Genomic DNA, 21,513 nt, shown 5'->3' with positions numbered 1-21,513 from the left:
TCAAGCTGCCTGTTTTGCCGTGACGAACGCCGCAAGGCTCGCCACGTTGGAGAAATGGTTGCGGGTGTCCTTGGCGTCGGCGTCGATTTTGATGCCGTACTTTTTCTGGATCGCCAGGCCAAGTTCCAGAGCGTCGACGGAATCCAGGCCCAGGCCTTCGCCAAACAGCGTCTGGTCGTCGCCGATGTCCTCTGCGCTGATGTCTTCGAGGCCCAGGGCGTCGATGATCAGCTCTTTGATGTCACGGTTTAGATCGCTCATCTTCGGCGAGCTCCTTGATAAAGAATTGGTGCAAATAGTCGTTGAGCTTGCGCGAAGCCTGAGGCGCGGGGCCCTGCGCGGCGAAAGTCTGTGGGTCTATATCGGCCCCGACGTGAAAACTGAAGTGCACGCGGCGACCGGGAATGCGATACCAGGGCTCGGCCTTGGTCAGGGTGGTCGGACTGACCTTGATGACTACCGGGGTGACGATTTTCGCACCGCGCAGCGCGATGGCCGCCGCCCCCCGATGAAAGGCCGGCGCCTGACCCGGCTGTGTGCGGGTACCTTCAGGGAAAATGATCAGGGTCTGCCCGCTTTGCAGGGCACCGGCGGCAGCGTCGAGCATGTCCATGCTGCCGTCGTTGCTGATGTATTCGGTGCTGCGCAGCGGGCCGCGAGTGAAGGGGTTTTCCCACAGGCTTTTCTTCACCACGCAATTGGCCCCGCGCACCAGACCGATCAGGAACACCACATCGATCAGCGACGGGTGGTTGGCGATGATCATCTGCCCCGGACGGCCGAGACGTTCGGCGCCCTGAATGTCGTAGGTCAGCACGCCGGTACGGGCCATGAAGCGGACAAAAAACCAGAACAGCCGACTGACGGTCTGGCGCGCCCGCTCGCGGTGCGCAATGGCGTCGCCCGGCAGGAAACCGAGCAATGGAAATACCAGCAGGCGCAGGCACAGACCACCGAGCCCGAACAGGGCGAAGCTGGTGGCAGTCGCCAGCAGACGCCAGTAATAGGCATCGCGATTTTTTCCGATCACGGGTTGCGTTGCCAGGTCCATAGACGATTCTTCCAGGCATGTTGGCAATGGGGTTGCTGATCGAGCAGGGTTCGCAGCAGATTCAGCGCATGAGGCCGCTGCGTTTTTGACCGTGCTTCGGGGGCGCTGTTCAGGGTCAGCCGCCAGTCGGTACCGGGGGTGAGCAACAGCCCGACTGCATAGGGAAATGGTACGTCGTCGATCCACGTCGAATAGGCTTCGGGCGGTTGTTCCTCGGTGATCACCAGCAGCACTGCCGGGGCTCCTTCGTTCAACAACGTCGCCGCTTCGAGCATGCCGTGTTCGAGGCCGTCGCCGGCTGCGGCGAGGGCAGTCATTTCGCTGGTTTCGCCGCGCATGATCGACCACAGGCCGATGATCGCGTTATGCACCGACAGGCTGAACTGGGTCGGCGACAGCGGCTGATCGTTGGCCAGATCGCTGAGAATTTCAAAGGTGCGCGGGGTTTCGCCGTGCCGGGAAACGAATACCAGCGGCAGACTTTCCCGACCGTCGGCCAGCGGCCAGCCGACACTGAACGCCATCCGCGCCAGACGGCTGAGACGACGGCGCTGCATGGCCGGCAGAAACGACACATCGGGTGCGGCATCGCTGCTTTCGAGCACGACCGGTTGTCGGCTCCAGGCTTGCCAGGCTTCCACACTGTCGAGCCCGGGAGCCCAGGCGCGCCATTGGGCGATGTTGAAGTTGATCACGGACATTTATCCCGCCCCTGCGGGCTGAGTTGACGCGGTTTCGCCAACGTCGCCGCTGAGCTGATTTAGCCTGAAATGGCATGGCGCGTGGCGCCGGGTGGCGCGCATTATCCCGGTGCGACGAGTGTGTAGCAAATGCTGGTTACATTTTGAACGACGAAATGAACCGAATGGTACGCGGCATGAGCTGTCACTTGGCCATTATCCAGATTGCCGGGTGTCTGTCTGTCAGGCGAATCGGCGATCAACGGGTGTCTTTGCGCCGTATTCATTGGGAGATTGGCGCCTGACTTTGTAGTCCGCGTCCATCGAGGTAGCGAATCGGCACCGGGCACCACTACACTCGGTCATTCTTTGATACACGGAGGTTTTGTCATGCGGCGCGTGGTGTTCAATCAGAAAGGTGGCGTAGGCAAATCCAGCATTGCCTGCAATCTGGCGGCGGTAAGCGCCAGCGAGGGTTATCGCACGCTGTTGGTCGACCTTGATGCCCAGGCCAATTCCACTCAGTATCTGACCGGGCTCACGGGTGATGACATTCCGATGGGCATTGCCGATTTCTTCAAGCAGACCCTGTCTTCCGGGCCGTTCTCGAAAAAGAACCAGGCGGATATCTACGAAACGCCGTTCGACAACCTCCACATCATTACCGCCACCGCCGAGCTGGCTGACCTGCAGCCCAAGCTTGAGGCCAAGCACAAGATCAACAAGCTGCGAAAGCTGCTCGACGAGTTGTCGGAAGATTACGACCGGATCTATCTGGATACGCCGCCGGCGCTGAATTTCTATGCGGTCTCGGCCCTGATTGCCGCCGATCGGGTACTGATTCCCTTCGACTGCGACAGCTTCTCGCGTCAGGCCCTGTACGGTCTGATCGCCGAGATCGACGAGTTGAAGGAAGACCACAACGAAGGCCTGGAAGTTGAAGGCATTGTGGTCAACCAGTTCCAGGCCCGAGCCAGCCTGCCGCAGCAGATCCTCGACGAACTGATCGCCGAGGGCCTGCCGGTGCTGCCGGTCTACCTCGCCAGTTCAGTGCGCATGCGCGAATCGCATCAGGCCAGCATGCCGCTGATCCACCTCGATCCACGGCACAAGCTGACGCAGCAGTTCGTCGAACTGCACAACCTGCTCGAAGACGCCTGAGGCCTCGTCAGATGCCCTGGCTGCGCAGCCAGGCCATCAACTGCGGCAACGGGAAGGCCCCGCTCTGACGGGCCACTTCCCGGCCGTTGCGCAACAGAATCAGGCTCGGAATCGAACGAATCCCCAACTGCGCCGACAACTGCTGATTGGCCTCGCTGTCCAGCTTGGCCAGCCGGCACTTGCCTGCCAACTGCGCAGCCGCCTGCTCGAACACCGGCGCAAACGACTTGCACGGCCCACACCAGTCCGCCCATACGTCCACCAGTAACGGCAGATCGCCCTTGATCTGACTGGCGTAATCGCCTTGCTTGAGTTCGAACGGCTTGTTCAACAGCACCTCGGACTTGCAGCGCCCGCACTTCGGGTGGTCGTTGAGGCGCTCGGCGGGGATGCGGTTGAGGCCGTTGCAGGAGGGGCAGGGGATGAGGAGTGGGTCGGTCATGATCGGCTCGGTGAATAAAACGGGATCGTACGACTGATCTGGAGCCGTACGGATCGATTATCAAGGTTCAGTCGTTCCCGCTTACGACGAACAACTGATCTCCAAATGCTTGCCCCACTCCGGCGGACGTTCCGCGTAACTCTCCATTCCGGGCTGTTCCTCGAATGGATTGCTCAGCACCGCATGCAATCTGCGCACTTCTGAATAGTCACCCTGCTCGGCAGCATCGATTGCCTTCTGCGCCAGGTAATTGCGCAGGATGTACAGCGGATTCACCGCATGCATGCGCGCACGGCGCTGTTCCTGATCGGTCGCGCCGTCGCGTGCGACACGGGCGACATAGCGCTCGCCCCAGGCATCGAAACCCTTGATATCGACGAAGTCATCGCGCAGGCGAGCGACGGCCTGCTCGGCTGACTCTTCGCCCAGTCGGCGGAAGAACAGCGTGTAGTCGACGCCGCTGTTCTGCATCAGTTGCAGCAGTTGTTCCAGGAGCATCTGGTCGTCGTCCTCGGCGGTGGTGAAGCCGAGGCGGCGGCGCATCAGGTCGAGGTAGTGCGCCTGGAACAGTGGCAGGTACAGGCCTAGGGTTTCGCGCAGGGCTTCGACGCTGATGAACGGCGTGAGGGCCTGGGCCAGGGCGCTGAGGTTCCACTGGCCGACCGGCACCTGATTGCTGAAGGAGTAGCGGCCCTGATCGTCGGAGTGGTTGCAAATGAAGTTCGCGTCGAAATCGTCGAGGAAGGCGAACGGGCCGAAGTCAAAGGTGATGCCGAGGATCGACATGTTGTCGGTGTTCATCACCCCGTGGCAGAAGCCGTACGCCTGCCACTTGGCAATCAGTTCGGCGTTGCGCTCGACGATTTCGCGGAACATCGCCAGATACGGTTCCGGCTGTTCCAAACACTCGGGGTAGTGCATCGCCAACACGTGTTCGCCGAGCAGCTTCTGCTGTTCGGGGCGCTTGGTGTAATAGAAGTATTCGAAGTGGCCGAAACGGATGTGGCTCGGCGCCAGGCGCAGCACCATCGCGGCGCGTTCCTGTTTCTCGCGCCAGACCGGGGTGTCGGAGCCGATCACGCAGGCGGCGCGTGAAGACGGGATGTTCAGCGCATGCAGCGCTTCGGAAGCGAGAAACTCGCGGATCGACGAACGCAGCACCGCGCGACCGTCGCCCATGCGCGAGAACGGTGTCTGCCCGGCGCCCTTCAGATGCAAGTCCCAGTGCTCGCCGGCGGCGTTGTAGACCTCGCCCAGCAACAATCCGCGCCCATCGCCTAGTTGCGGGGTGTAGCCGCCGAACTGATGTCCGGAATAGACCATCGCCCGCGGCTCGGCGTCGGCCCATAGCTTGTGGCCGCCGAACAATTCGGCAAATTCCTGGGTGTCGGCCACTGCCGGGTCGAGATCCAGCAGCGCCAGGGCCGCCGGGCTGGCAACCACCAGTCGCGGATTGTCGATCGGTTCGGGCAGCACGTGGGCCGAGAACGCATCGCCCAGGCGGGCGAAGCGGTTGTCGAAGGTCAGTTCGTCGAGGGCTTTCAAGGACCGGCTCCAGCAGAATGTCCGAGCATTCTGCTGGGATTAGCCGGGTTAGTCGAGTTTGGCCGGCGGCGGTTCCTGCAACGGTTTCTGGTCATCGCTGACCGGCACGATGGTTTTGGTTTCCGGCTCGATCGGCACCATCTTGTATTCCTGACCGTGGAGGTTCTTCAGGTAAACCTCCATCTGGCGGAACGAGATGTTGATGTGCTGCTTCTTGAACTCGCGGTTGATGAAGCGGTTGACCTCATCGAGCACCGGGTTGCGGTCGCCGAGATCACGCACATGCATGCGCAATTCGTGGTCGAGGGTGCTTTCGCCGAAGTTGAGGAAGTACACATGCGGCTCGGGCTCCTTGAGCACGCGCGGGTTTTCCCGGGCGGCCTTGAGCAGCAATTCCTTGACCAGATCCAGATCCGAACCGTAATCGACGCCCAGTTTCAGGGTCACCCGGGTGATGGTGTCGGTCAGCGACCAGTTGATCAGTTGCCCGGTGATGAACGTCTTGTTCGGGACAATGATGTCCTTGCGGTCGAAGTCGGTGATGGTCGTGGCGCGGATGCGGATCTTGCTCACCGTGCCCGACAGGTTGCCGATGGTGATGGTGTCGCCGATCCGCACCGGGCGCTCGAACAGGATCATGATGCCGGAGATAAAGTTCGCGAAGATCTCCTGCATGCCGAAGCCGAGGCCGACCGACAGTGCCGCCACCAGCCATTGCAACTTGTCCCAGCTCACGCCGAGGGTCGACAGGGTCGAGACGAAACCGACCCCGGCGATCACGTACGACAGTAGCGTGGTGGTCGCGTAGGCACTGCCCTGGGCCAGATTGAGTTTCGATAGCACAAACACTTCAAGCAGGCCCGGCAAGTTGCGGGCGAGCGCAAAGGTGATGCCGATGATGATCAGCGCGCCGAGCATGTCGCCGATGCTGATCGGCACCATGCTCATGTTGGCGCCGGTGCCGCTGGTGTATTCGTAGAGGGTGATGTTGTCGAGGTACGAGAACACGGTGATCAGGTCGGCCCAGACCCAGTACAGCGCGGCGATGAAACCGCCGAGCAGCGCCAGGCGGATCAGGCGCAGGGACTGTTCGTTGACCTTCTCGATGTCCAGGGTTGGCTCTTCGATCACCGCTTCGCCGTCGCCGGCTTCTTTCGCGGCCTGACGTTTGGCCAGGGCGCGCTGGTAGGCCAGACGGCGTGCCGCGACCGCCAGACCTCGGACGAAAGTCGCTTCGATCACCAGCCAGAACATCAGCAGGTACAGGGTGTTGATCAAGCGGTCGCTGAGCTTCAGCGCGGTGTAGTAGTAGCCGAAGCACACGGCGACGAACAGCGCGATGGGCAGCAGGGTGAACATCACGCCCACAGCCTTGCGGAACAGCGAGGCGTTTTCGTGGGTCGGGCTGCTGATCAGCAGGCGGCTGAGCAGCCACGCCATCAGCGCATAGCAGGTCAGCACCACCGGCATGCCCAGTACATCGTCGGCCAGCGCCGCCGGTTGCAGTTCGGCAACCGCCACCACGGCCACCAATGCCATGACCACCAGACCGAGGCGACGCACCCAGCCTTGCAGGAATTCGACCTGCGGCTTTTCCCAGCGGAAGTGCAATTCGGCCACGCCGCCCGGCGCGAGGATCCGGTAAGCGGTGTAGAACACCAGCCACGCCTGGGCCATTTGCAGCAGCGCCGCGCCCATGTTGGCGTTCTGCCCACGGGCGTCGATCTGCAACGCCAGCCCGCACAGAGCCAGGCCCAGCGCCACCGGCATCGCCAGCAGAATATTGATCAGGATCGCCTGTGGCGTATGCCACTGGCTGTCACGCTTGAAGTGACCGATGTCCTGGTGAACCTTGTTCAGGCGCGAATACAGTTGCTTGCGCCGCCACAGGAGCGCGCCGATCAGCAGCGCCAGCGGCAGGAACAACAGTGGTCGCTGGGTCAGGCCGTCGGTCAGTTCGCTGAAGCTTGAGGCCAGCGGCAGGGTATCGATCTGACGCTTCAGACGCTCCGGCACGCCGCGCATCCATTCGGTGTCCAGCGGCTTGTTGCTCGGAATCCAGAACATCTGCTCGTCGAGAGTCGCGCGCAGGCTTTGCGCGGTGCTCAGCAGTTGTTTCTGGTTCAGTTGCAGGGTGATCGATTCGTTGAGCATCGCGCTCAGTTCGCGGCTCAGCCGTTCCAGCAGATCGACACGGGTGTTGGCCAGCTCCAGCAGACTCTTGCGCAGTTGTGGCGTGACTTGCTCCGGTGGCTGAGTGGACAGCAGGTTGTCGACGTAAGTCGCCGGATTGCTCAGCTGTTCACGTTGTTGATTGATTTCGAACTGGTACAGGCGAATGTCGGCGATCTGGTCCGCCAGATCGCGGTCGACCTTGAGGCGCGGCAGCGCTTGCTTCTGTTTATAGAGAATCTTCGACAGCAGCAGGCTGCCCTTGAGCACGTTGATCTGCTCGTCGAGGGCCGAATCGCTCTGGGTCACGCTGTCCAGTTGCTGCTTGGTCTGCAGGTTCTGCTGGGTCAGTTCGTTGAGACGGTCGGTGCTTTTGAGCAGGTAGTCGGAGAGCTTGAGGTTGGCCGCGCTTTCCGTGGCGAGCAGGGCGCTGCTGCCGGACTTTTGGGCCTCGATCGACTGCTGCGTCACGGTTTCCTGCGACAGGGTCAGACGTTTCTGGTTGATCAGGGTTTGCAGTTCCTGGATCTCGCGATCCAGACGGTCGGACTTTTCCGAGAGCAGGTCATGCTGACTGTTGCCCAGATCCTGCAATTGGTTGTTGCCGGCCAGTTCCTGACGGCGCAGCGGGATCAGCGCATTGAGCGCCGCCAGTTCGGCGTTGAGCAGGTCGCGCTGCTCGGCGCTGACGGTCTTGCCGGCGTCCTTGCCGGTCTTGAGGATGTTATTGATCTGCTGGATGCGCGTCTGGCTGCTGGAAATCTCGGCCTGGGCACGTTCGGGACGGGTCTGGGCGGTGATGATCAGGCTGTTGGCGTCGGCCAGGGCCTTTTGCAGATCGCTTTGCTGGGTCGAGCGCTCGGTGAGCATCTGCTCCAACTGCTGGATGTTTTCCTTGGGGAAGCGCTGCGCTACCGGTACCACGGCGCTGGCCTTGAGGCGGGTCAGTTCGCGCGAATTCTCGATGGTCTGCTTCGGCGCAGTGGCCAACTGCTGCTTGAGGTCGATCAGCTTCTGCTCGTAGTCACGCCGGTTGTTGAGCTGGTTCAGCGTGTTTTGCAGGACCGTCTGCAGGGCCTTCTTGTCGGCCTCGGGCAGTTTGCTGTCGGTGAGCTTGTCCAGGCTGGCCTGCACGGCGTCGCTGGACGGTGGTTCGGCGGCTTGCAGCGGGCCGACGGAAAGACTCAGGCCCAGCAGGGCCGCGAGGAAAAAGGAGCGCAGGGTAGGCATAGAGACCGGTCAAGCAAGTGAGAGTGGACGCAGTTTAGAGGAAGAGCCCGGGGCCCGGGCGACTTCCTTCGGGGAATCTGACGCCCACTTTGCCGATCTTGTTCCCGTCCATGACCGCAACCGTCCAGTGGGTGTTGTTCCATTCCACCTGGTCGCCAACGATCGGTGCACCGCCGACTTTCTGGGCAATGAAGTGGCCCAGGGTCATGTCCGGATCGATGCCTTCGGCGGGCAGGCCGTACAGGGCGGCAACCGCTTTGAGCTGGGCATCTCCTTCGAGTACGAAGTCGCCGAAGAAGCGCAGATCGAGGCCGCGTTGCGGCGCCTGGCTGAACAGTTTTCCGAGGGCCGGCAGGTTGTGCTCATGGCCGATAACACACAGCAAATCATCGACTTCCAGCACCGTACTACCCGACGGATGGAGCAGTTGCTGACCGCGAAACAGGGCGGCGATACGGGTGCCTTCGGGCATTTTCAGTTCGCGCAGGGGCGAACCGATGCACCATTTTTCCGCGCCGAGCTTGTAGACGAACAGTTCCCACTCGCTGGTGACGTGTACTTCGAGGGCGGCGCGGGAAATCGGCGCCGGCTCCGGCGGTACCGTCACCTTGAGCAGCTTGGCCACCCACGGCAGGCTCGTGCCCTGCACCAGCAGCGACACCAGCACGATGAAGAACGCGAGGTTGAAGTACAGCTGCGCATTCGGCAGCCCGGCCATCAGCGGGAACACCGCCAGAATGATCGGCACCGCGCCGCGCAGACCGACCCAGGAAATGAACGCCTTTTCGCGGCCATGGAAGGCTTTGAACGGCAGCAGCCCGACCAGCACCGACAGCGGCCGTGCGAACAGAATCATCCACAGCGCCAGACCCAGCGCAGGCAGGGCGATCGGCAGCAAGTCATGCGGGGTGACCAGCAGGCCCAGCACCAGGAACATGCCGATCTGCGCCAGCCACGCCATGCCGTCGAGCATGTGCAGAATGCCGTGACGGCTGCGCACCGGGCGGTTGCCGATCACCAGACCGCACAGGTACACAGCAAGGAAGCCGCTGCCGTGCAGGGCGTTGGTCAGGGCGAACACCACAAGACCGCCGGCGATCACCAGAATCGGATACAGACCGGTGGCCAGGTTGATCCGGTTGACCAGTTGCAGCATCAGCCAGCCACCGCCCAGACCGATCACCCCACCGATGCCGAATTCGCGGATCAGGTGGGTCAGCAGGCTCCAGTGCAGGCCGGTCTGGCCGCTGGCGAGCATGTCGATCAGGGTCACGGTGAGGAACACCGCCATCGGGTCGTTGCTGCCGGATTCGATTTCCAGGCTGGCGGTCACCCGCTCGTTCAGGCCCTTGCCGCCGAGCAGCGAGAACACCGCGGCGGCGTCCGTGGAGCCGACGATGGCGCCGATCAGCAGGCCTTGAATCAGGTTGAGGTCAAACAGCCACGCGGCCGCCATGCCGGTGAGGCCGGTGGTGATAAGGACGCCGACCGTGGCCAGCGACAAGGCCGGCCACAAGGCCACGCGGAAACTGGACACCCGGGTGCGTAACCCACCGTCGAGCAGGATCACTGCCAGTGCGAGGTTGCCGACCAGATAGGCCGTCGGGTAGTTATCGAAAATGATGCCGCCGCCATCGACCCCGGCACTCATGCCGACCGCGAGGATGATCACCAGAATCGGGATGCCGAGACGGGAGGAAAGGGAGCTGACAAGAATGCTTGCGCCTACCAGCAACGCGCCGATCAAGAACAGGCTGTTGATGGTCGTCGCATTCAAAGGCAGTACTCCAGAAGCGGAAAGACGGGCACAAACTGACCATGCAGTCTGCGTGCCAGCGATTCTAACCTGTTGAAATGTGATGCTGTCAAAAAGGTTTTTGCGGCGGAGTCATTAGCGGTTGTGCCTGGCTTCAGACCGCTGCCCTCACCCTAACCCTCTCCCGGAGGGAGAGGGGACTGATCGCGGCGTTTATGCGAGTTGCACCGACTTGCAATTGCGAGTCGAACTCACGATCTGAAAAGCCCCCCGATCTGCTCCCTTCCCCCTCGCCCCCTTGGGGGCGGTCCGACGTTTCGGGAGGGCTGGGGTGAGGGGGGCTTTTGATCTTGATCTCAAAATTACAGGCTAAACCGCCCAACCATATTGTTCAGATCCAGCGCCAATCGCGACAGCTCATTACTCGCCGCACTGGTCTGATTCGCCCCGGTCGCCGATTGCACCGACAGATCGCGGATGTTCACCAGGTTGCGATCCACTTCCCGCGCCACCTGCGCCTGCTCTTCGGCGGCGCTGGCGATCACCAGGTTGCGCTCGTTGATTTCAACGATGGCCGTGTTGATCGTGTCCAGCGACAGGCCGGCACCACGGGCGATGTTCAGGGTCGATTCGGCGCGCTCGGTGCTGTTGCGCATCGAATCCACGGCGTGTTCGGTGCCGCTCTGGATGCTGCCAATCATGCGCTCGATTTCGCTGGTCGACTGCTGGGTGCGGTGCGCCAGGGCGCGAACTTCGTCGGCGACCACCGCAAATCCACGACCGGCTTCACCGGCGCGGGCCGCCTCAATCGCAGCGTTGAGCGCCAGCAGGTTGGTCTGGTCGGCCAGGCCACGGATCACGTCCAGCACCTTGCCGATGTCGCGGGATTCGTTGGCCAGATCACCGATCAGGGTGGCGGTGCTCTGCACGTCGGCGCTCATGCGTTCGATGGCGCTGACGGTTTCCTGCACCAGATCGCGGCCGTCGCCGGCGGAGGTGGTGGCGTTCTTCGAGGCTTCCGAGGTGCTGACCGCGTTGCGCGCGACTTCTTCCACGGCGCTGGTCATTTCGTTGACGGCGGTGGCGGCCTGCTCGATTTCGTTGTTCTGCTGAGTCAGGCCACGGGCGCTTTCGTCGGTGACGCTGTTCAGCTCTTCGGCGGCGGACGCCAGTTGGGTTGCCGAGCCGGAAATCCGCTGCAGAGTATCGCGCAGCTTCGACTGCATTTTGGCCATGGCCGCCAGCAGGCGTCCGGCTTCGTCGGTGCCGTCCACGTGGATCGGCTGGGTCAGGTTGCCTTCGGCGATGGTTTCCGCTGCATCCAGCGCCTTGGCGATCGGCTTGGTGATGCTGCTGGTCAACAGCCAGGCGAACAGCAAGGTCAGACCGGTGGCGATCACCAGCAGGGTCACCACCAGATTGAACGACATCGAATACTGATCCGTGGCGCCCTGATTGGTCTCGGCGATCTGTTGGGTGTTGATCTCCAGCAAACGCGCGAGAGCGGTATTCACCGCTTCGGAATTGGCGAGCAACTCGGTGTTGAGCATCTGCCGCAGTTCGTCGACCTGATTGTTGCGCGACAGAGTCTTCATGCGGTCTTCGAGCTGACGGTACTGCGCCAGCAACTGCACATACTGGTCGTAGGCCGCACGTTCCTGTGGGCCATCGATCAGCGGCTCGTAGGCGCGTTGCGCGTCGGCGATCTGCCGGTTGCGCAAATCGAACAGCTCGATGGTTTTCTGTTGTACGTCTGCTTCACGGTTGATCAGCAGGCGATAGGACAGCACCCGAAGACGCAACGTGAGTTGGGTGAACTCATCCAGAGCCTTGATCGAAGGCACGCTGGCGGTGGCGATGTCTTCGCCTGCTGCGCGGATCTTGCTCATCTGATTCAGGGCGAACACGCCGAGAATCAGCATCAGGCCGCCGATCAGGGCGAAACCGGTGAACGCCCGGGGGGCGATATTCATATTGCGAAGGGACATGGAGGCGGATACCAGGGAAGGGCCGCATCCGTGCGGGCTGAGACTGCTGTTGGGTGACTTATCGGTCATACGACTAAAGTCTTGAGGTGGTGTGCGTATTTGTCGCATGGGGCGTCGGGCGACGAAGTGCAGGAACCAGATCGGCAGATCACAGTCTCTAGCACTCGCAAGAACGGTCGAGCCGCCAGGAAAATCAAGGCCTTGCGCCGGTTTAACCCTGGCGTCAACGACGACTTTTCTTTATCGTACGCGCCCTTTGAAAAAGCCCTGGAAGATCAAAATGTTGGAAGCATCCCTCAGCCAATTGGAACAGCTCGTCAGTGATCTGGTGCAACAGAACCAGGCCCTGTCGGAAACCAACCAGACCCTGTCCACGGAACTGGCCCAGGCCAAGGATGAAAACGAAAGCCTGCAACTGAGCCTGATGGAACAGGAAGAAAAGCACGGTGCCACCGCCGCGCGCATCCAGGCGCTGGTTGATCGCGTCAACGCAGGTCCTGTCAGCGCATGAACCACGGCACAGCAGGGGTAAAAGTCATCTCCATCCTGGGGGAGGACTATTCGATAAAGGCACCAGCCGGGGAAGAACAGACCCTGCTGGACGCCGCATTGATGCTCAAGGCCGCACTGGCCGACACCAAGCGCAAATACCCGACCCTGATCGGCGACCGCCTGCTGGTGCTGGCGGCGATGAATCTGTGCTCGCAGCAGATTGAAATGAAGAAGCAGCACGAGCAGGAACTCGAGCGTTACCAAGAGCAAGTCAGCGCCACGGTCGAGACTATTGCCAAAGCAATAGATAGAAATTAATTGGTTATAGATTAAATGGCTGGATGATTTATTAAGTTCTGAAGTTTTTAGTATAGGTTAATAATGGAGTCCCCTGAGGGACTCCTGGCTTATTAAAGCAGAATCGCCGTCCAGACTGAGATTTTAAAATCGAACTGATCATTCACCTGAGTATACATTTTTCTATAGATGCGATGGTTCGTTCCATCCGAGAATAGCATTTCATCTCCTATATTCATGAATAGCTCGGCTTTTTTTGGGGGGAGAATAACTTCCTCATAACTATTTGTTGAGTTGTTGATTGCTTTATTGATTACTACTTCAATGCTCATAAAGAATTTCCTTTAATTTTTTTAGTTATGCCTGTCTAAAAATAGGAGATAACTTGAAAGTGATGTTGTGCACTGATTCAAGTTACTTAATTATAAAATGGCATTTGAATTTGTAACCTGTCATATCTGACAGGATGTTTGTATGTACAGTGTTTCTGCGAATTAGCGGTAGCGAATGTACTCACGATGAAATATGCGAATCAGTACAATACTAAAGCGATATTGTCAGTCGGAATGTATACAATCGGCACGGCTGTTGCAGTGTTTCAGCCTCTTATTCTTTGGGGGTGCTCCATGCAGTTCTGGCGTCGCAGTATTCAATGGCAGTTGATCCTCGGCATGGGCACCGCCCTGCTGGTCAGCATTCTGATCGTGGTTGGCATTTATACCCTGGTGGTCAACCGCCTCGCCCAGAGCTATCTGGTCGAACAGGCGCTGCCGTCGAGCATCGAAGCGACGCGCAACGACATCGAACGAATCCTCGTTCAACCCCTCACCGCCGCCAAGGATATCGCCAGCAACACCATGGTCCGCGACTGGCTGGCCAATGGTGAGGACTCCGCCAAAACCGCGGGTTTCGCGCAGTATCTGGAAGGCATCCGCGCCGAACACAAGGCTTTTACTGCTTTGATCATCGGCACCGAATCCAATCACTACATCACCGAAAAAGGCCTGGATCGCACCCTCAGTCGCGACAAACCGGCCGATGCGTGGTTCTACTCCTTCCTCGACAGCAATCAGCCGCGAACCTTGAACATCGACAACGACGGGGCCACCGGAGAGCTGGCGCTGTTCATCGATTTGAAGGTGGAGCAGGCCGGCAAAGTGGTCGGTGTCGCGGGGCTCGGGCTGAGCATGAAAGAGCTGTCGGAGCTGATTCACAACTTCAGCTTCGGCGAGCGCGGGAAGGTCTATCTCGTGCGTTCCGACGGTCTTATCCAGGTCCATCCCGAGGCACAGTTCAGCGGCAAGCGCACCTTGAGCGAGCAGATCGGCGTCTCGGCAGCACAAGCGGTCATGGGCCATAAAGTCGCCGCCAACAGCAGCTTTCAGCGCGACGGCGAAGATTTCCTCGCCTTCAGCCTGCCTTTGCGCGATCTCGGCTGGACCCTGGTGGCCGAAGTGCCACGGTCGCAGATCTACGCCGAAGCCCGCCGGGCGATGTGGATGAGCAGCGGCATCGGCCTGGTGGTGGCGCTGGTTTGCCTGGCGCTGGTGATCTGGCTGGCCCAGGGCTTGGTGCGACCGATTCGTCAGGTAACAGCTGCATTGGTAGCAATCGGTAGCGGTGGTGGAGATTTGACTCATCGGTTAGATTCCAGCCGCGCCGATGAACTGGGCGACCTCGCCCGGGGCTTCAACCGTTTCCTCGACAGCCAGCGCGGGATGATCGGCGAAGTGCTGACCACCAGCGTGCGTCTGCGCGTTGCCGTGGGCCAGGTGGCCAGGGTTGTGGATAACACCGCCGAGCGCTCCGGCCGCCAGCAGGAAATGACCGACATGGTTGCCACCGCCGTCCACGAAATGGGCCTGACCGTGCAGGAAATCGCCCAGAACGCCGGTAATGCGGCACTCGCCTCGCAAACCGCCCGCGATGAAGCGATGCAGGCGCGGGAAGTGGTCGGCGGCTCGATTCGCCATATAGAAAGCATGTCCGATGAAATTGGCGTCGCGGCGGGCGCGGTGGGTGAGCTGGCGCATCAAGTGGCGTCGATCGATCAGGTGCTGGCGGTGATTCGCGGGGTGTCCGAGCAGACCAACCTGCTGGCGTTGAACGCTGCCATCGAGGCTGCTCGAGCCGGCGATATGGGGCGTGGTTTTGCAGTGGTGGCCGACGAGGTGCGGACATTGGCGCGCCGGACTCAGGCGTCTACCGACGAGATTCAGCAGATGATCGGCAGCCTTAAACAGGGCGCGGAGAATGCGGTGTCATCGATGCGCACCGGGCAGGCCGCGACGGGTACCGGAGTCGAATCGAGCCAGCGTACCGGGGCGTCTTTGACGGCGATTACCGGGCAGGTCGAGCGCATCAGCGACATGAACCATCAGGTGGCGACAGCGACTGAGGAGCAGTCGGCGGTGACCGAGGAGATCAACCGCAACGTACAGGGCATTTCCGATCTGGCCCGGGCGACGGCGGGGGAGGTTCGGGCGTGTCGTGAGGATTGTCAGATGTTGCAGCGGCTGGCGGATGATCTGGCGCGGCAGATGGGTGGGTTCAAGTTGAGCTGATGTGTCGTCAGATTGATCGTTCCCACGCTCTGCGTGGGAACGATCGCTAACGATCACCGTGGGATCAGAACCACGCATCCTGCATTGCCAGACACGTATCATCCCGCGCCTCCAGCAACGTCAGCTCATGCTGGCAGCCCGGCACTTCCCACGTCAGGAAATACCGCGCCGCCTGCAACTTGCCCTTATAGAAGTCGGCATCCGCCGCATTGCCTTTGGCCAACCCTTCCTCCGCCCGAATCGCCTGCTCCAGCCAGCGCCAGCCAATCACCGCATGCCCGAACACCTTCAGGTACAACGCCGAGTTCGCCAGGCTGCTGTTGACCTTGCCCTGAGCCAGGTCGGTCAGCAGACCAATGGTCACGCTCTGCAAGCGCGCCACCAGTTTCTCCAACGGCTCACGCAGTGCGGTCAAGGATTCGTACGGGACTGCGCGCTCGGCGGTGTTGGCGATCAGGCGAATCAGTTGCTTGAGCCCGGCACCACCGTTCTGCGCCAGTTTGCGTCCCAGCAAGTCCAGCGACTGAATGCCGTGAGTGCCTTCGTGGATCGGGTTCAGGCGATTGTCGCGGTAGTACTGCTCCACCGGGTATTCGCGGGTGTAACCGTGGCCGCCGAGAATCTGGATCGCCAGTTCGTTGGCCTTCAGGCAGAACTCGGACGGCCAGGATTTGACGATCGGCGTCAGCAAATCCAATAGCTCGTGAGCCTGTTTGCGCTCGGCTTCGATCTCCAGCGTGGTGGTGTCATCGAACAGGCGCGCCGCATACAGACCGAGATCGAACGCCCCTTCAACGTAGGATTTCTGTGTCAGCAGCATGCGTCTGACGTCCGCGTGCTGAATGATCGCCACCGGCGCCGTCGTCGGGTCCTTGCTGTCCGGCACCCGACCCTGCGGCCGTTCGCGGGCGTATTCCAGCGAGTACAGGTAACCGGCGTAACCGAGCATCACCGCGCCCATGCCGACACCGATCCGAGCTTCGTTCATCATCTGGAACATGTAGCTCAAGCCGTGATGCGGCTTGCCCACCAGATAACCGACGCACTCACCGTTATCGCCGAAGTTCAGCGCCGTGGACGTCGTTCCGCGCCAGCCCATCTTGTGGAACAGCCCGGCCAGCAGCACGTCGTTGCGCTTGCCCAGGCTGCCGTCATCGTTGACCAGAAACTTCGGCACGATGAACAGTGAAATACCTTTCACCCCGGCCGGCGCGTCCGGCAGCTTGGCCAGCACCATGTGCACGATGTTTTCCGAGAGCGGGTGGTCACCGCCGGAGATGAAGATCTTGTTGCCCTTGAGGCGATAAGTGCCGTCGGACGCAGGCTCGGCTCGGGTACGAATATCCGACAGCGACGAACCGGCATGGGGCTCGGTCAGGGCCATGGTGCCGAAGAAACGGCCGTCGATCATCGGTTGAAGGAAGCGTTGCTTCTGCTCTTCGGTGCCGAAACTTTCGATCAGGTTGGCCGCACCCATGGTCAGGAACGGATAGGAGGTCGACGCCGCGTTGGCTGACTGGAAGTGGGCGAAGCAGGCCTGGGACAACAGTGTGGGAAGTTGCATGCCGCCGGCGTCGAAACTGCGCGCCGCGTTGAGGAATCCGGCTTCGAGGAACGCATCCACCGCCGGTTTCACCTCGGGAATCAGAATTGCCTGACCGTTCTCGTAGCGCGGCTCGTTCTCGTCGCCCTTGCGGTTGTGCGGTGCGAAGTACTTCTCGGCGATGTTGCGCGCCGTGCCGATGGCGGCATCGAAGGTTTCGCGGTTGTGCTCGGCAAACCGCTCGCGCCGGGTCAGGCCCTCGGCATCGAGGACTTCGTACAGCTCGAAAGCCAGATTGCGGGAACTGAGCAGCGTCTCGGACATGGCGGCCTACCTTTTTTTGGAATGAACCGAGTCTAGGCGTGCGAATAAAGGCTGAACAGGAAGATTGATAACGGTGATGGAGAGGCCAAAAAAATGGGCGCCGGTGAGGGCGCCCATTTTTATGTTGCTGACAGAGTTGCTGATTAACCGATGGTCATCAGACTGGCGTTGCCGCCTGCTGCCGCGGTGTTGACGCTCAACGCACGCTCGATCACCAGACGCTCCAGTGCAATGTTGGTCTCGCCCTGGGACAGGCCCTGAACCCCGACGATGGCGCCGGCACGCTTGGCGATCTGCTGGCAGACCGCACGCAACTGGTCGGAATGGCCGTGATGCAGAACCGCGTCGAACACCACGTCGTCCTTGTTCCAGTCGGAAACCAGTTTGATTCGCGCCTGAATTTCCTTCGGCAGGCGTGCGAACAATGCCTTGCTGGTGTCGGATTCCGGCCAGACTGCCGAACCGCCTACTGCCAGTACTGCAGCGAGTTGGGTCAGCAGATCACCTTCGATGTCCGCCAGGCACAGCACGTGCTCGCGCGGCAGGATCGCGTAGCTGTTCTTCTCGCCGGTCGGGCCGGCCAGTACGCGGGTGATACCGCTTTGCGACTGCGCCGCGTACTGCACGCACAGGGTGCTCAGGTCGGCGAACTTGTTGCTGTCGGCCCAGGCTTTCAGAGCGGTCAGCGGTTTGCTCATGGCGTCGCGCAGACGAACGTCCGGCGCCACGGCAGCATCAGCGCGAGCGAAGGATTGTTCGATGGCATCGGTAGGACGCGTCGACAGCAGACGGTACAGGTACAGCGGGCCACCGGCTTTCGGGCCAGTACCCGACAGGCCTTCACCACCGAATGGCTGGACGCCGACCACGGCACCCACGATGTTGCGGTTGACGTAGACGTTACCGGCGTTGACGTTGTCGATCACCTTGGCGATGGTCTCGTCGATGCGGGTGTGCACGCCGAGGGTCAGGCCGTAACCGGAGGCGTTGATCTGGGCGATCAACTGGTCGATCTCTTTACGCTTGTAGCGCACCACGTGCAGCACCGGGCCGAAGATCTCGCGTTGCAGTTCGTCGAAGCTTTCCAGCTCGATCAGGGTCGGCATGACGAAGGTGCCGCGTTTGACTTCCTCGGTATCGGCAATAGCCACCTGGTACACGTTGCGACCTTTGTCGCGCATGCCCTGGATGTGCTTCTCGATGCCGGCCTTGGCTTCGGCGTCGATCACCGGGCCGATGTCCACGGACAGGCGCTCCGGGTTGCCGAGACGGCTTTCAGCCATCGCACCTTTAAGCATTTCGATGACGCGATCAGCGGAATCTTCCTGCAAGCACAGGACGCGCAGGGCCGAGCAACGCTGACCGGCGCTGTCGAAGGCCGACGACACCACGTCGATCACCACCTGTTCGGTCAGTGCCGAAGAGTCGACGATCATCGCGTTCTGGCCGCCGGTTTCGGCGATCAGCGGAATCGGACGGCCCTGGTTGTCGAGGCGACCGGCGATGTTGCGTTGCAGCAGACGCGCGACTTCGGTGGAGCCGGTGAACATCACGCCTTTGACGCGTTCATCGCCGACCAGACCGGCGCCGACGGTTTCACCGCGACCCGGCAGCAGTTGCAGCACGCCTTCCGGAATCCCGGCTTCGAGCAGCAGGCGTACGGCTTGTGCGGCGACCAGCGGAGTCTGTTCGGCCGGTTTGGCCAGCACCGGGTTACCGGCGGCCAGTGCCGCGGCAACTTGGCCGCTGAAGATCGCCAGCGGGAAGTTCCATGGGCTGATGCACACCACCGGGCCCAGTGGGCGGTGGGCGTCGTTGCTGAAATCGTTGCGTGCCTGCACCGCGTAATAACGCAGGAAATCGACGGCTTCGCGGACTTCGGCGATGGCGTTGGCGAAGGTCTTGCCGGCTTCGCGGGCCAGCAGGCCCATCAGCGGCTGGATCTCGCCTTCCATCAAGTCAGCGGCACGTTCCAGAATCGCGGCACGTTCGGCCGGCGGGGTGGCCTGCCAGATCGGTGCGGCGTTCAGGGCGCATTGAATGGCGTTGTCGACGTCTTCGACCGTGGCTTCCTGCACATGGCCGACCACGTCACGCAGATCGGACGGGTTCAGCACCGGTGCCGGCGCTTCGTTGCTGGAGGCGCAACCGAGCATCGGCGCGGCTTTCCAGTTGTTGTGCGCGGTGGCCAGCAGGGCGCAGGACAGCGACGCCAGACGATGTTCGTTGGCCATGTCGATGCCGGCAGAGTTGGCGCGCTCGGAGCCATACAGGTCACGCGGCAGCGGGATGCGCGGGTGCGGCAGGCCGAAACCACCTTCCACGGTCGCCATCTGCTCGATCTGTGCCACCGGATCGGCCACCAGCTCCTGAATCGAAACCGACTGGTCGGCGATGCGGTTGACGAACGAGGTGTTGGCACCGTTTTCCAGCAGACGACGTACGAGGTACGCCAGCAGGGTTTCGTGGGTGCCGACCGGAGCGTACACGCGGCACGGACGGTTCAGCTTGCCTTCGGAAACCTTGCCTACAACCTGTTCGTACAACGGTTCGCCCATGCCGTGCAGGCACTGGAATTCGTACTGGCCCGGGTAATAGTTCTGACCGGCAATGTGATAAATCGCCGACAGGGTGTGGGCGTTGTGCGTAGCGAACTGCGGGTAAATGACTTCCGGCACCGACAACAGTTTGCGGGCGCAGGCGATGTAGGAAACGTCGGTGTACACCTTGCGGGTGTAGACCGGATAGCCTTCCAGGCCTTCGACCTGGGCGCGCTTGATTTCGCTGTCCCAGTACGCGCCTTTCACCAGACGGATCATCAGGCGATGACGGCTGCGGCGAGCCAGGTCGATCACGTAGTCGATCACGTACGGGCAACGCTTCTGGTAGGCCTGGATCACGAAACCGATGCCGTTCCAGCCGGTCAGTTGCGGCTCGAAGCACAGACGCTCGAGCAGATCCAGCGACAGCTCCAGGCGGTCGGCTTCTTCGGCGTCGATGTTCAGGCCGATGTCGTATTGCTTGGCCAGCAGGGTCAGCGACAGCAGGCGCGGGTACAGCTCGTCCATCACGCGCTCGTACTGGGCACGGCTGTAACGCGGGTGCAGGGCCGACAGCTTGATCGAGATGCCCGGACCTTCATAAATCCCACGGCCGTGGGACGCTTTGCCGATCGAGTGAATGGCTTGTTCGTACGAGGCCAGGTACTTCTGGGCGTCGTGTTCGGTCAGCGCCGCTTCACCGAGCATGTCGTAGGAATAGCGGAAACCCTTGGCTTCGAACTTGCTCGCGTTGGCCAGGGCTTCGGCGATGGTTTCGCCGGTAACGAACTGCTCGCCCATCAGGCGCATGGCCATGTCGACGCCCTTGCGGATCATCGGCTCGCCGCTCTTGCCGATGATGCGGCTCAGGGACGAAGTCAGGCCGGCTTCGTTGTGAGTGGAAACCAGTTTGCCGGTCAGCAGCAGACCCCAGGTCGCCGCGTTGACGAACAGCGACGGGCTGTTGCCCAAGTGCGGCTGCCAGTTGCCGGTGCTGATCTTGTCGCGGATCAGCGCATCGCGAGTGCCTTTGTCCGGGATCCGCAGCAGTGCTTCGGCCAGGCACATCAGCGCCACGCCTTCCTGGGACGACAGGGAAAATTCCTGCAACAGGCCCTGAACAATACCTGCACGACCGCCGGCACTCTTCTGGTTACGCAGTTTTTCCGCGATGGTTGCGGCGAGTTTGTTGGTGGCTTCGGCCATCGGCGCCGGCAGGCGCGCCTGCTCGATCAGCATCGGCACCACTTCCGGCTCGGGGCGTCGGTAAGCGGCGGTGATCGAGGCGCGCAGCACCGATTGCGGCAGGATGCTTTCGGCGAATTCGAGGAAGCATTGGTGAGCGTGATCGGTATGGACTTCGCCCGCGTCGTCGGCGTCCTTGGCGGTCAAACCGTTCAGCTCGGTCAGGGTTGCACCACCCTCGAGTTTCTCCAGGTAATTGAAAATTGCCTGCTTGATCAGCCAGTGCGGTGTGCGATCAATCGAGGTTGCGGCGGCCTTCAGGCGTTCGCGGGTCGGGTCGTCAAGTTTGACCCCAAGGGTGGTGGTAGCCATATTTTTATCCTCATAGGTGCCGCAGTTGCGCGACAACAGCTGGCGGCAAGATTAGCCGCGAGCCGAAACAGGTGCAACCGGGTGCAACCCTTTTTTGTCGGAATATTCTGCAGCTCGTCAGGAAATAATTTCTGGTACGAAAGTGCTGCTCTTGCTTGGTGCTTTTGCTTC

At 61.1% G+C, this 21,513-nt stretch carries 14 protein-coding genes and 3 pseudogenes; 5 read left to right on the top strand and 12 right to left on the bottom strand.

The annotated features are described in order from the left end of the window. Genes QRN46_RS22045 through QRN46_RS22035 form a run of 3 tightly spaced genes read right to left on the bottom strand, consistent with a single transcriptional unit; the run spans position 1 to position 1,752 of the window. Positions 1–261, bottom strand: coding sequence for a phosphopantetheine-binding protein (locus tag QRN46_RS22045; RefSeq protein WP_007952344.1), 261 nt, complete (start codon positions 259–261; stop codon positions 1–3). Next, complete coding sequence (locus QRN46_RS22040; protein ID WP_041475120.1) at positions 242–1,051, bottom strand: lysophospholipid acyltransferase family protein; 810 nt, start codon at positions 1,049–1,051, stop codon at positions 242–244. Before QRN46_RS22040 ends, QRN46_RS22045 begins: the two co-directional genes overlap by 20 nt. Next, the gene (locus QRN46_RS22035; RefSeq protein ID WP_285357194.1) at positions 1,027–1,752 is read right to left on the bottom strand and encodes a beta-ketoacyl synthase chain length factor; all 726 of its coding nucleotides are present in this window, start codon (positions 1,750–1,752) and stop codon (positions 1,027–1,029) included. Before QRN46_RS22035 ends, QRN46_RS22040 begins: the two co-directional genes overlap by 25 nt. Before the next feature lie 369 nt (positions 1,753–2,121). Between QRN46_RS22035 and QRN46_RS22030 the strand changes: the two genes are divergently transcribed. After that, positions 2,122–2,892 (top strand): ParA family protein, encoded by a 771-nt coding sequence (locus tag QRN46_RS22030; protein ID WP_064382864.1) that lies wholly within the window; start codon positions 2,122–2,124, stop codon positions 2,890–2,892. Between the two features lie 7 nt (positions 2,893–2,899). Here QRN46_RS22030 and trxC read toward each other — a convergent pair whose 3' ends face one another. The 6 genes and pseudogenes from trxC to QRN46_RS29170 all read right to left on the bottom strand — a co-directional run. Beyond that, positions 2,900–3,334: a thioredoxin TrxC gene (trxC, locus tag QRN46_RS22025; protein ID WP_011332109.1), complete on the bottom strand. Its 435-nt coding sequence runs from the start codon at positions 3,332–3,334 to the stop codon at positions 2,900–2,902. Between the two features lie 81 nt (positions 3,335–3,415). After that, positions 3,416–4,879 (bottom strand): protein adenylyltransferase SelO, encoded by a 1,464-nt coding sequence (gene selO, locus QRN46_RS22020; RefSeq protein WP_285357190.1) that lies wholly within the window; start codon positions 4,877–4,879, stop codon positions 3,416–3,418. A 48-nt stretch (positions 4,880–4,927) separates the two neighbouring features. Further along, positions 4,928–8,281 carry a mechanosensitive channel MscK gene (gene mscK, locus QRN46_RS22015; protein WP_064592959.1) on the bottom strand — a complete coding sequence of 1,118 codons (3,354 nt, stop codon included), beginning with the start codon at positions 8,279–8,281 and terminating at the stop codon, positions 4,928–4,930. Between the two features lie 34 nt (positions 8,282–8,315). After that, the gene (locus QRN46_RS22010) at positions 8,316–10,058 is read right to left on the bottom strand and encodes a potassium/proton antiporter (RefSeq protein WP_011332112.1); all 1,743 of its coding nucleotides are present in this window, start codon (positions 10,056–10,058) and stop codon (positions 8,316–8,318) included. 446 nt (positions 10,059–10,504) lie between these two features. Next, a pseudogene (locus tag QRN46_RS29175) lies at positions 10,505–11,467 on the bottom strand (methyl-accepting chemotaxis protein); the annotation flags it as partial. Between the two features lie 27 nt (positions 11,468–11,494). Further along, positions 11,495–12,010, bottom strand: a pseudogene (locus tag QRN46_RS29170) (MCP four helix bundle domain-containing protein); the annotation flags it as partial. 295 nt (positions 12,011–12,305) lie between these two features. On the opposite strand from QRN46_RS29170, the gene QRN46_RS22000 reads away from it, so the two are divergent. Then, positions 12,306–12,536 (top strand): hypothetical protein, encoded by a 231-nt coding sequence (locus tag QRN46_RS22000; RefSeq protein ID WP_011332114.1) that lies wholly within the window; start codon positions 12,306–12,308, stop codon positions 12,534–12,536. Next, positions 12,533–12,835 (top strand): cell division protein ZapA, encoded by a 303-nt coding sequence (locus QRN46_RS21995; RefSeq protein ID WP_285357183.1) that lies wholly within the window; start codon positions 12,533–12,535, stop codon positions 12,833–12,835. Before QRN46_RS22000 ends, QRN46_RS21995 begins: the two co-directional genes overlap by 4 nt. A 92-nt stretch (positions 12,836–12,927) precedes the next feature. Here QRN46_RS21995 and QRN46_RS21990 read toward each other — a convergent pair whose 3' ends face one another. After that, the gene (locus tag QRN46_RS21990; protein ID WP_201817153.1) at positions 12,928–13,146 is read right to left on the bottom strand and encodes a hypothetical protein; all 219 of its coding nucleotides are present in this window, start codon (positions 13,144–13,146) and stop codon (positions 12,928–12,930) included. 186 nt (positions 13,147–13,332) lie between these two features. Between QRN46_RS21990 and QRN46_RS29165 the strand changes: the two are divergent. Then, a pseudogene (locus QRN46_RS29165) lies at positions 13,333–14,511 on the top strand (cache domain-containing protein); the annotation flags it as partial. Between the two features lie 21 nt (positions 14,512–14,532). After that, positions 14,533–15,378, top strand: a complete 846-nt coding sequence (locus tag QRN46_RS29160; protein ID WP_439958492.1) for a methyl-accepting chemotaxis protein — start codon at positions 14,533–14,535, stop codon at positions 15,376–15,378. A 64-nt stretch (positions 15,379–15,442) separates the two neighbouring features. Here the strand turns inward: QRN46_RS29160 and QRN46_RS21980 are convergent, their stop codons facing one another. Both QRN46_RS21980 and putA read right to left on the bottom strand, forming a co-directional pair. After that, positions 15,443–17,245 (bottom strand): acyl-CoA dehydrogenase, encoded by a 1,803-nt coding sequence (locus tag QRN46_RS21980; protein WP_011332117.1) that lies wholly within the window; start codon positions 17,243–17,245, stop codon positions 15,443–15,445. 143 nt (positions 17,246–17,388) lie between these two features. Continuing rightward, complete coding sequence (putA, locus tag QRN46_RS21975) at positions 17,389–21,342, bottom strand: trifunctional transcriptional regulator/proline dehydrogenase/L-glutamate gamma-semialdehyde dehydrogenase (protein ID WP_011332118.1); 3,954 nt, start codon at positions 21,340–21,342, stop codon at positions 17,389–17,391. Positions 21,343–21,513: the final 171 nt, after the last annotated feature.

The organism is Pseudomonas sp. lyk4-R2A-10 (genome assembly GCF_030209075.1).
Taxonomy (GTDB): domain Bacteria; phylum Pseudomonadota; class Gammaproteobacteria; order Pseudomonadales; family Pseudomonadaceae; genus Aquipseudomonas; species Aquipseudomonas glycinae.
Note: the sequence above shows the minus strand (reverse complement) of the source record. Positions and strands in the feature narration are given on the sequence as shown.

Bases quoted from the DNA above. Each gene is read 5' to 3' on its own strand.
- QRN46_RS22000 (WP_011332114.1), top strand. From the start codon at position 12,306: ATGTTGGAAGCATCCCTCAGCCAATTGGAACAGCTCGTCAGTGATCTG.
- QRN46_RS22045 (WP_007952344.1), bottom strand. From the start codon at position 261: ATGAGCGATCTAAACCGTGACATCAAAGAGCTGATCATCGACGCCCTG.
- QRN46_RS29160 (WP_439958492.1), top strand. From the start codon at position 14,533: ATGATCGGCGAAGTGCTGACCACCAGCGTGCGTCTGCGCGTTGCCGTG.
- QRN46_RS21995 (WP_285357183.1), top strand. From the start codon at position 12,533: ATGAACCACGGCACAGCAGGGGTAAAAGTCATCTCCATCCTGGGGGAG.
- mscK (WP_064592959.1), bottom strand. From the start codon at position 8,281: ATGCCTACCCTGCGCTCCTTTTTCCTCGCGGCCCTGCTGGGCCTGAGT.
- trxC (WP_011332109.1), bottom strand. From the start codon at position 3,334: ATGACCGACCCACTCCTCATCCCCTGCCCCTCCTGCAACGGCCTCAAC.
- QRN46_RS22030 (WP_064382864.1), top strand. From the start codon at position 2,122: ATGCGGCGCGTGGTGTTCAATCAGAAAGGTGGCGTAGGCAAATCCAGC.
- QRN46_RS21980 (WP_011332117.1), bottom strand. From the start codon at position 17,245: ATGTCCGAGACGCTGCTCAGTTCCCGCAATCTGGCTTTCGAGCTGTAC.
- QRN46_RS22040 (WP_041475120.1), bottom strand. From the start codon at position 1,051: ATGGACCTGGCAACGCAACCCGTGATCGGAAAAAATCGCGATGCCTAT.
- QRN46_RS21990 (WP_201817153.1), bottom strand. From the start codon at position 13,146: ATGAGCATTGAAGTAGTAATCAATAAAGCAATCAACAACTCAACAAAT.
- putA (WP_011332118.1), bottom strand. From the start codon at position 21,342: ATGGCTACCACCACCCTTGGGGTCAAACTTGACGACCCGACCCGCGAA.
- QRN46_RS22035 (WP_285357194.1), bottom strand. From the start codon at position 1,752: ATGTCCGTGATCAACTTCAACATCGCCCAATGGCGCGCCTGGGCTCCC.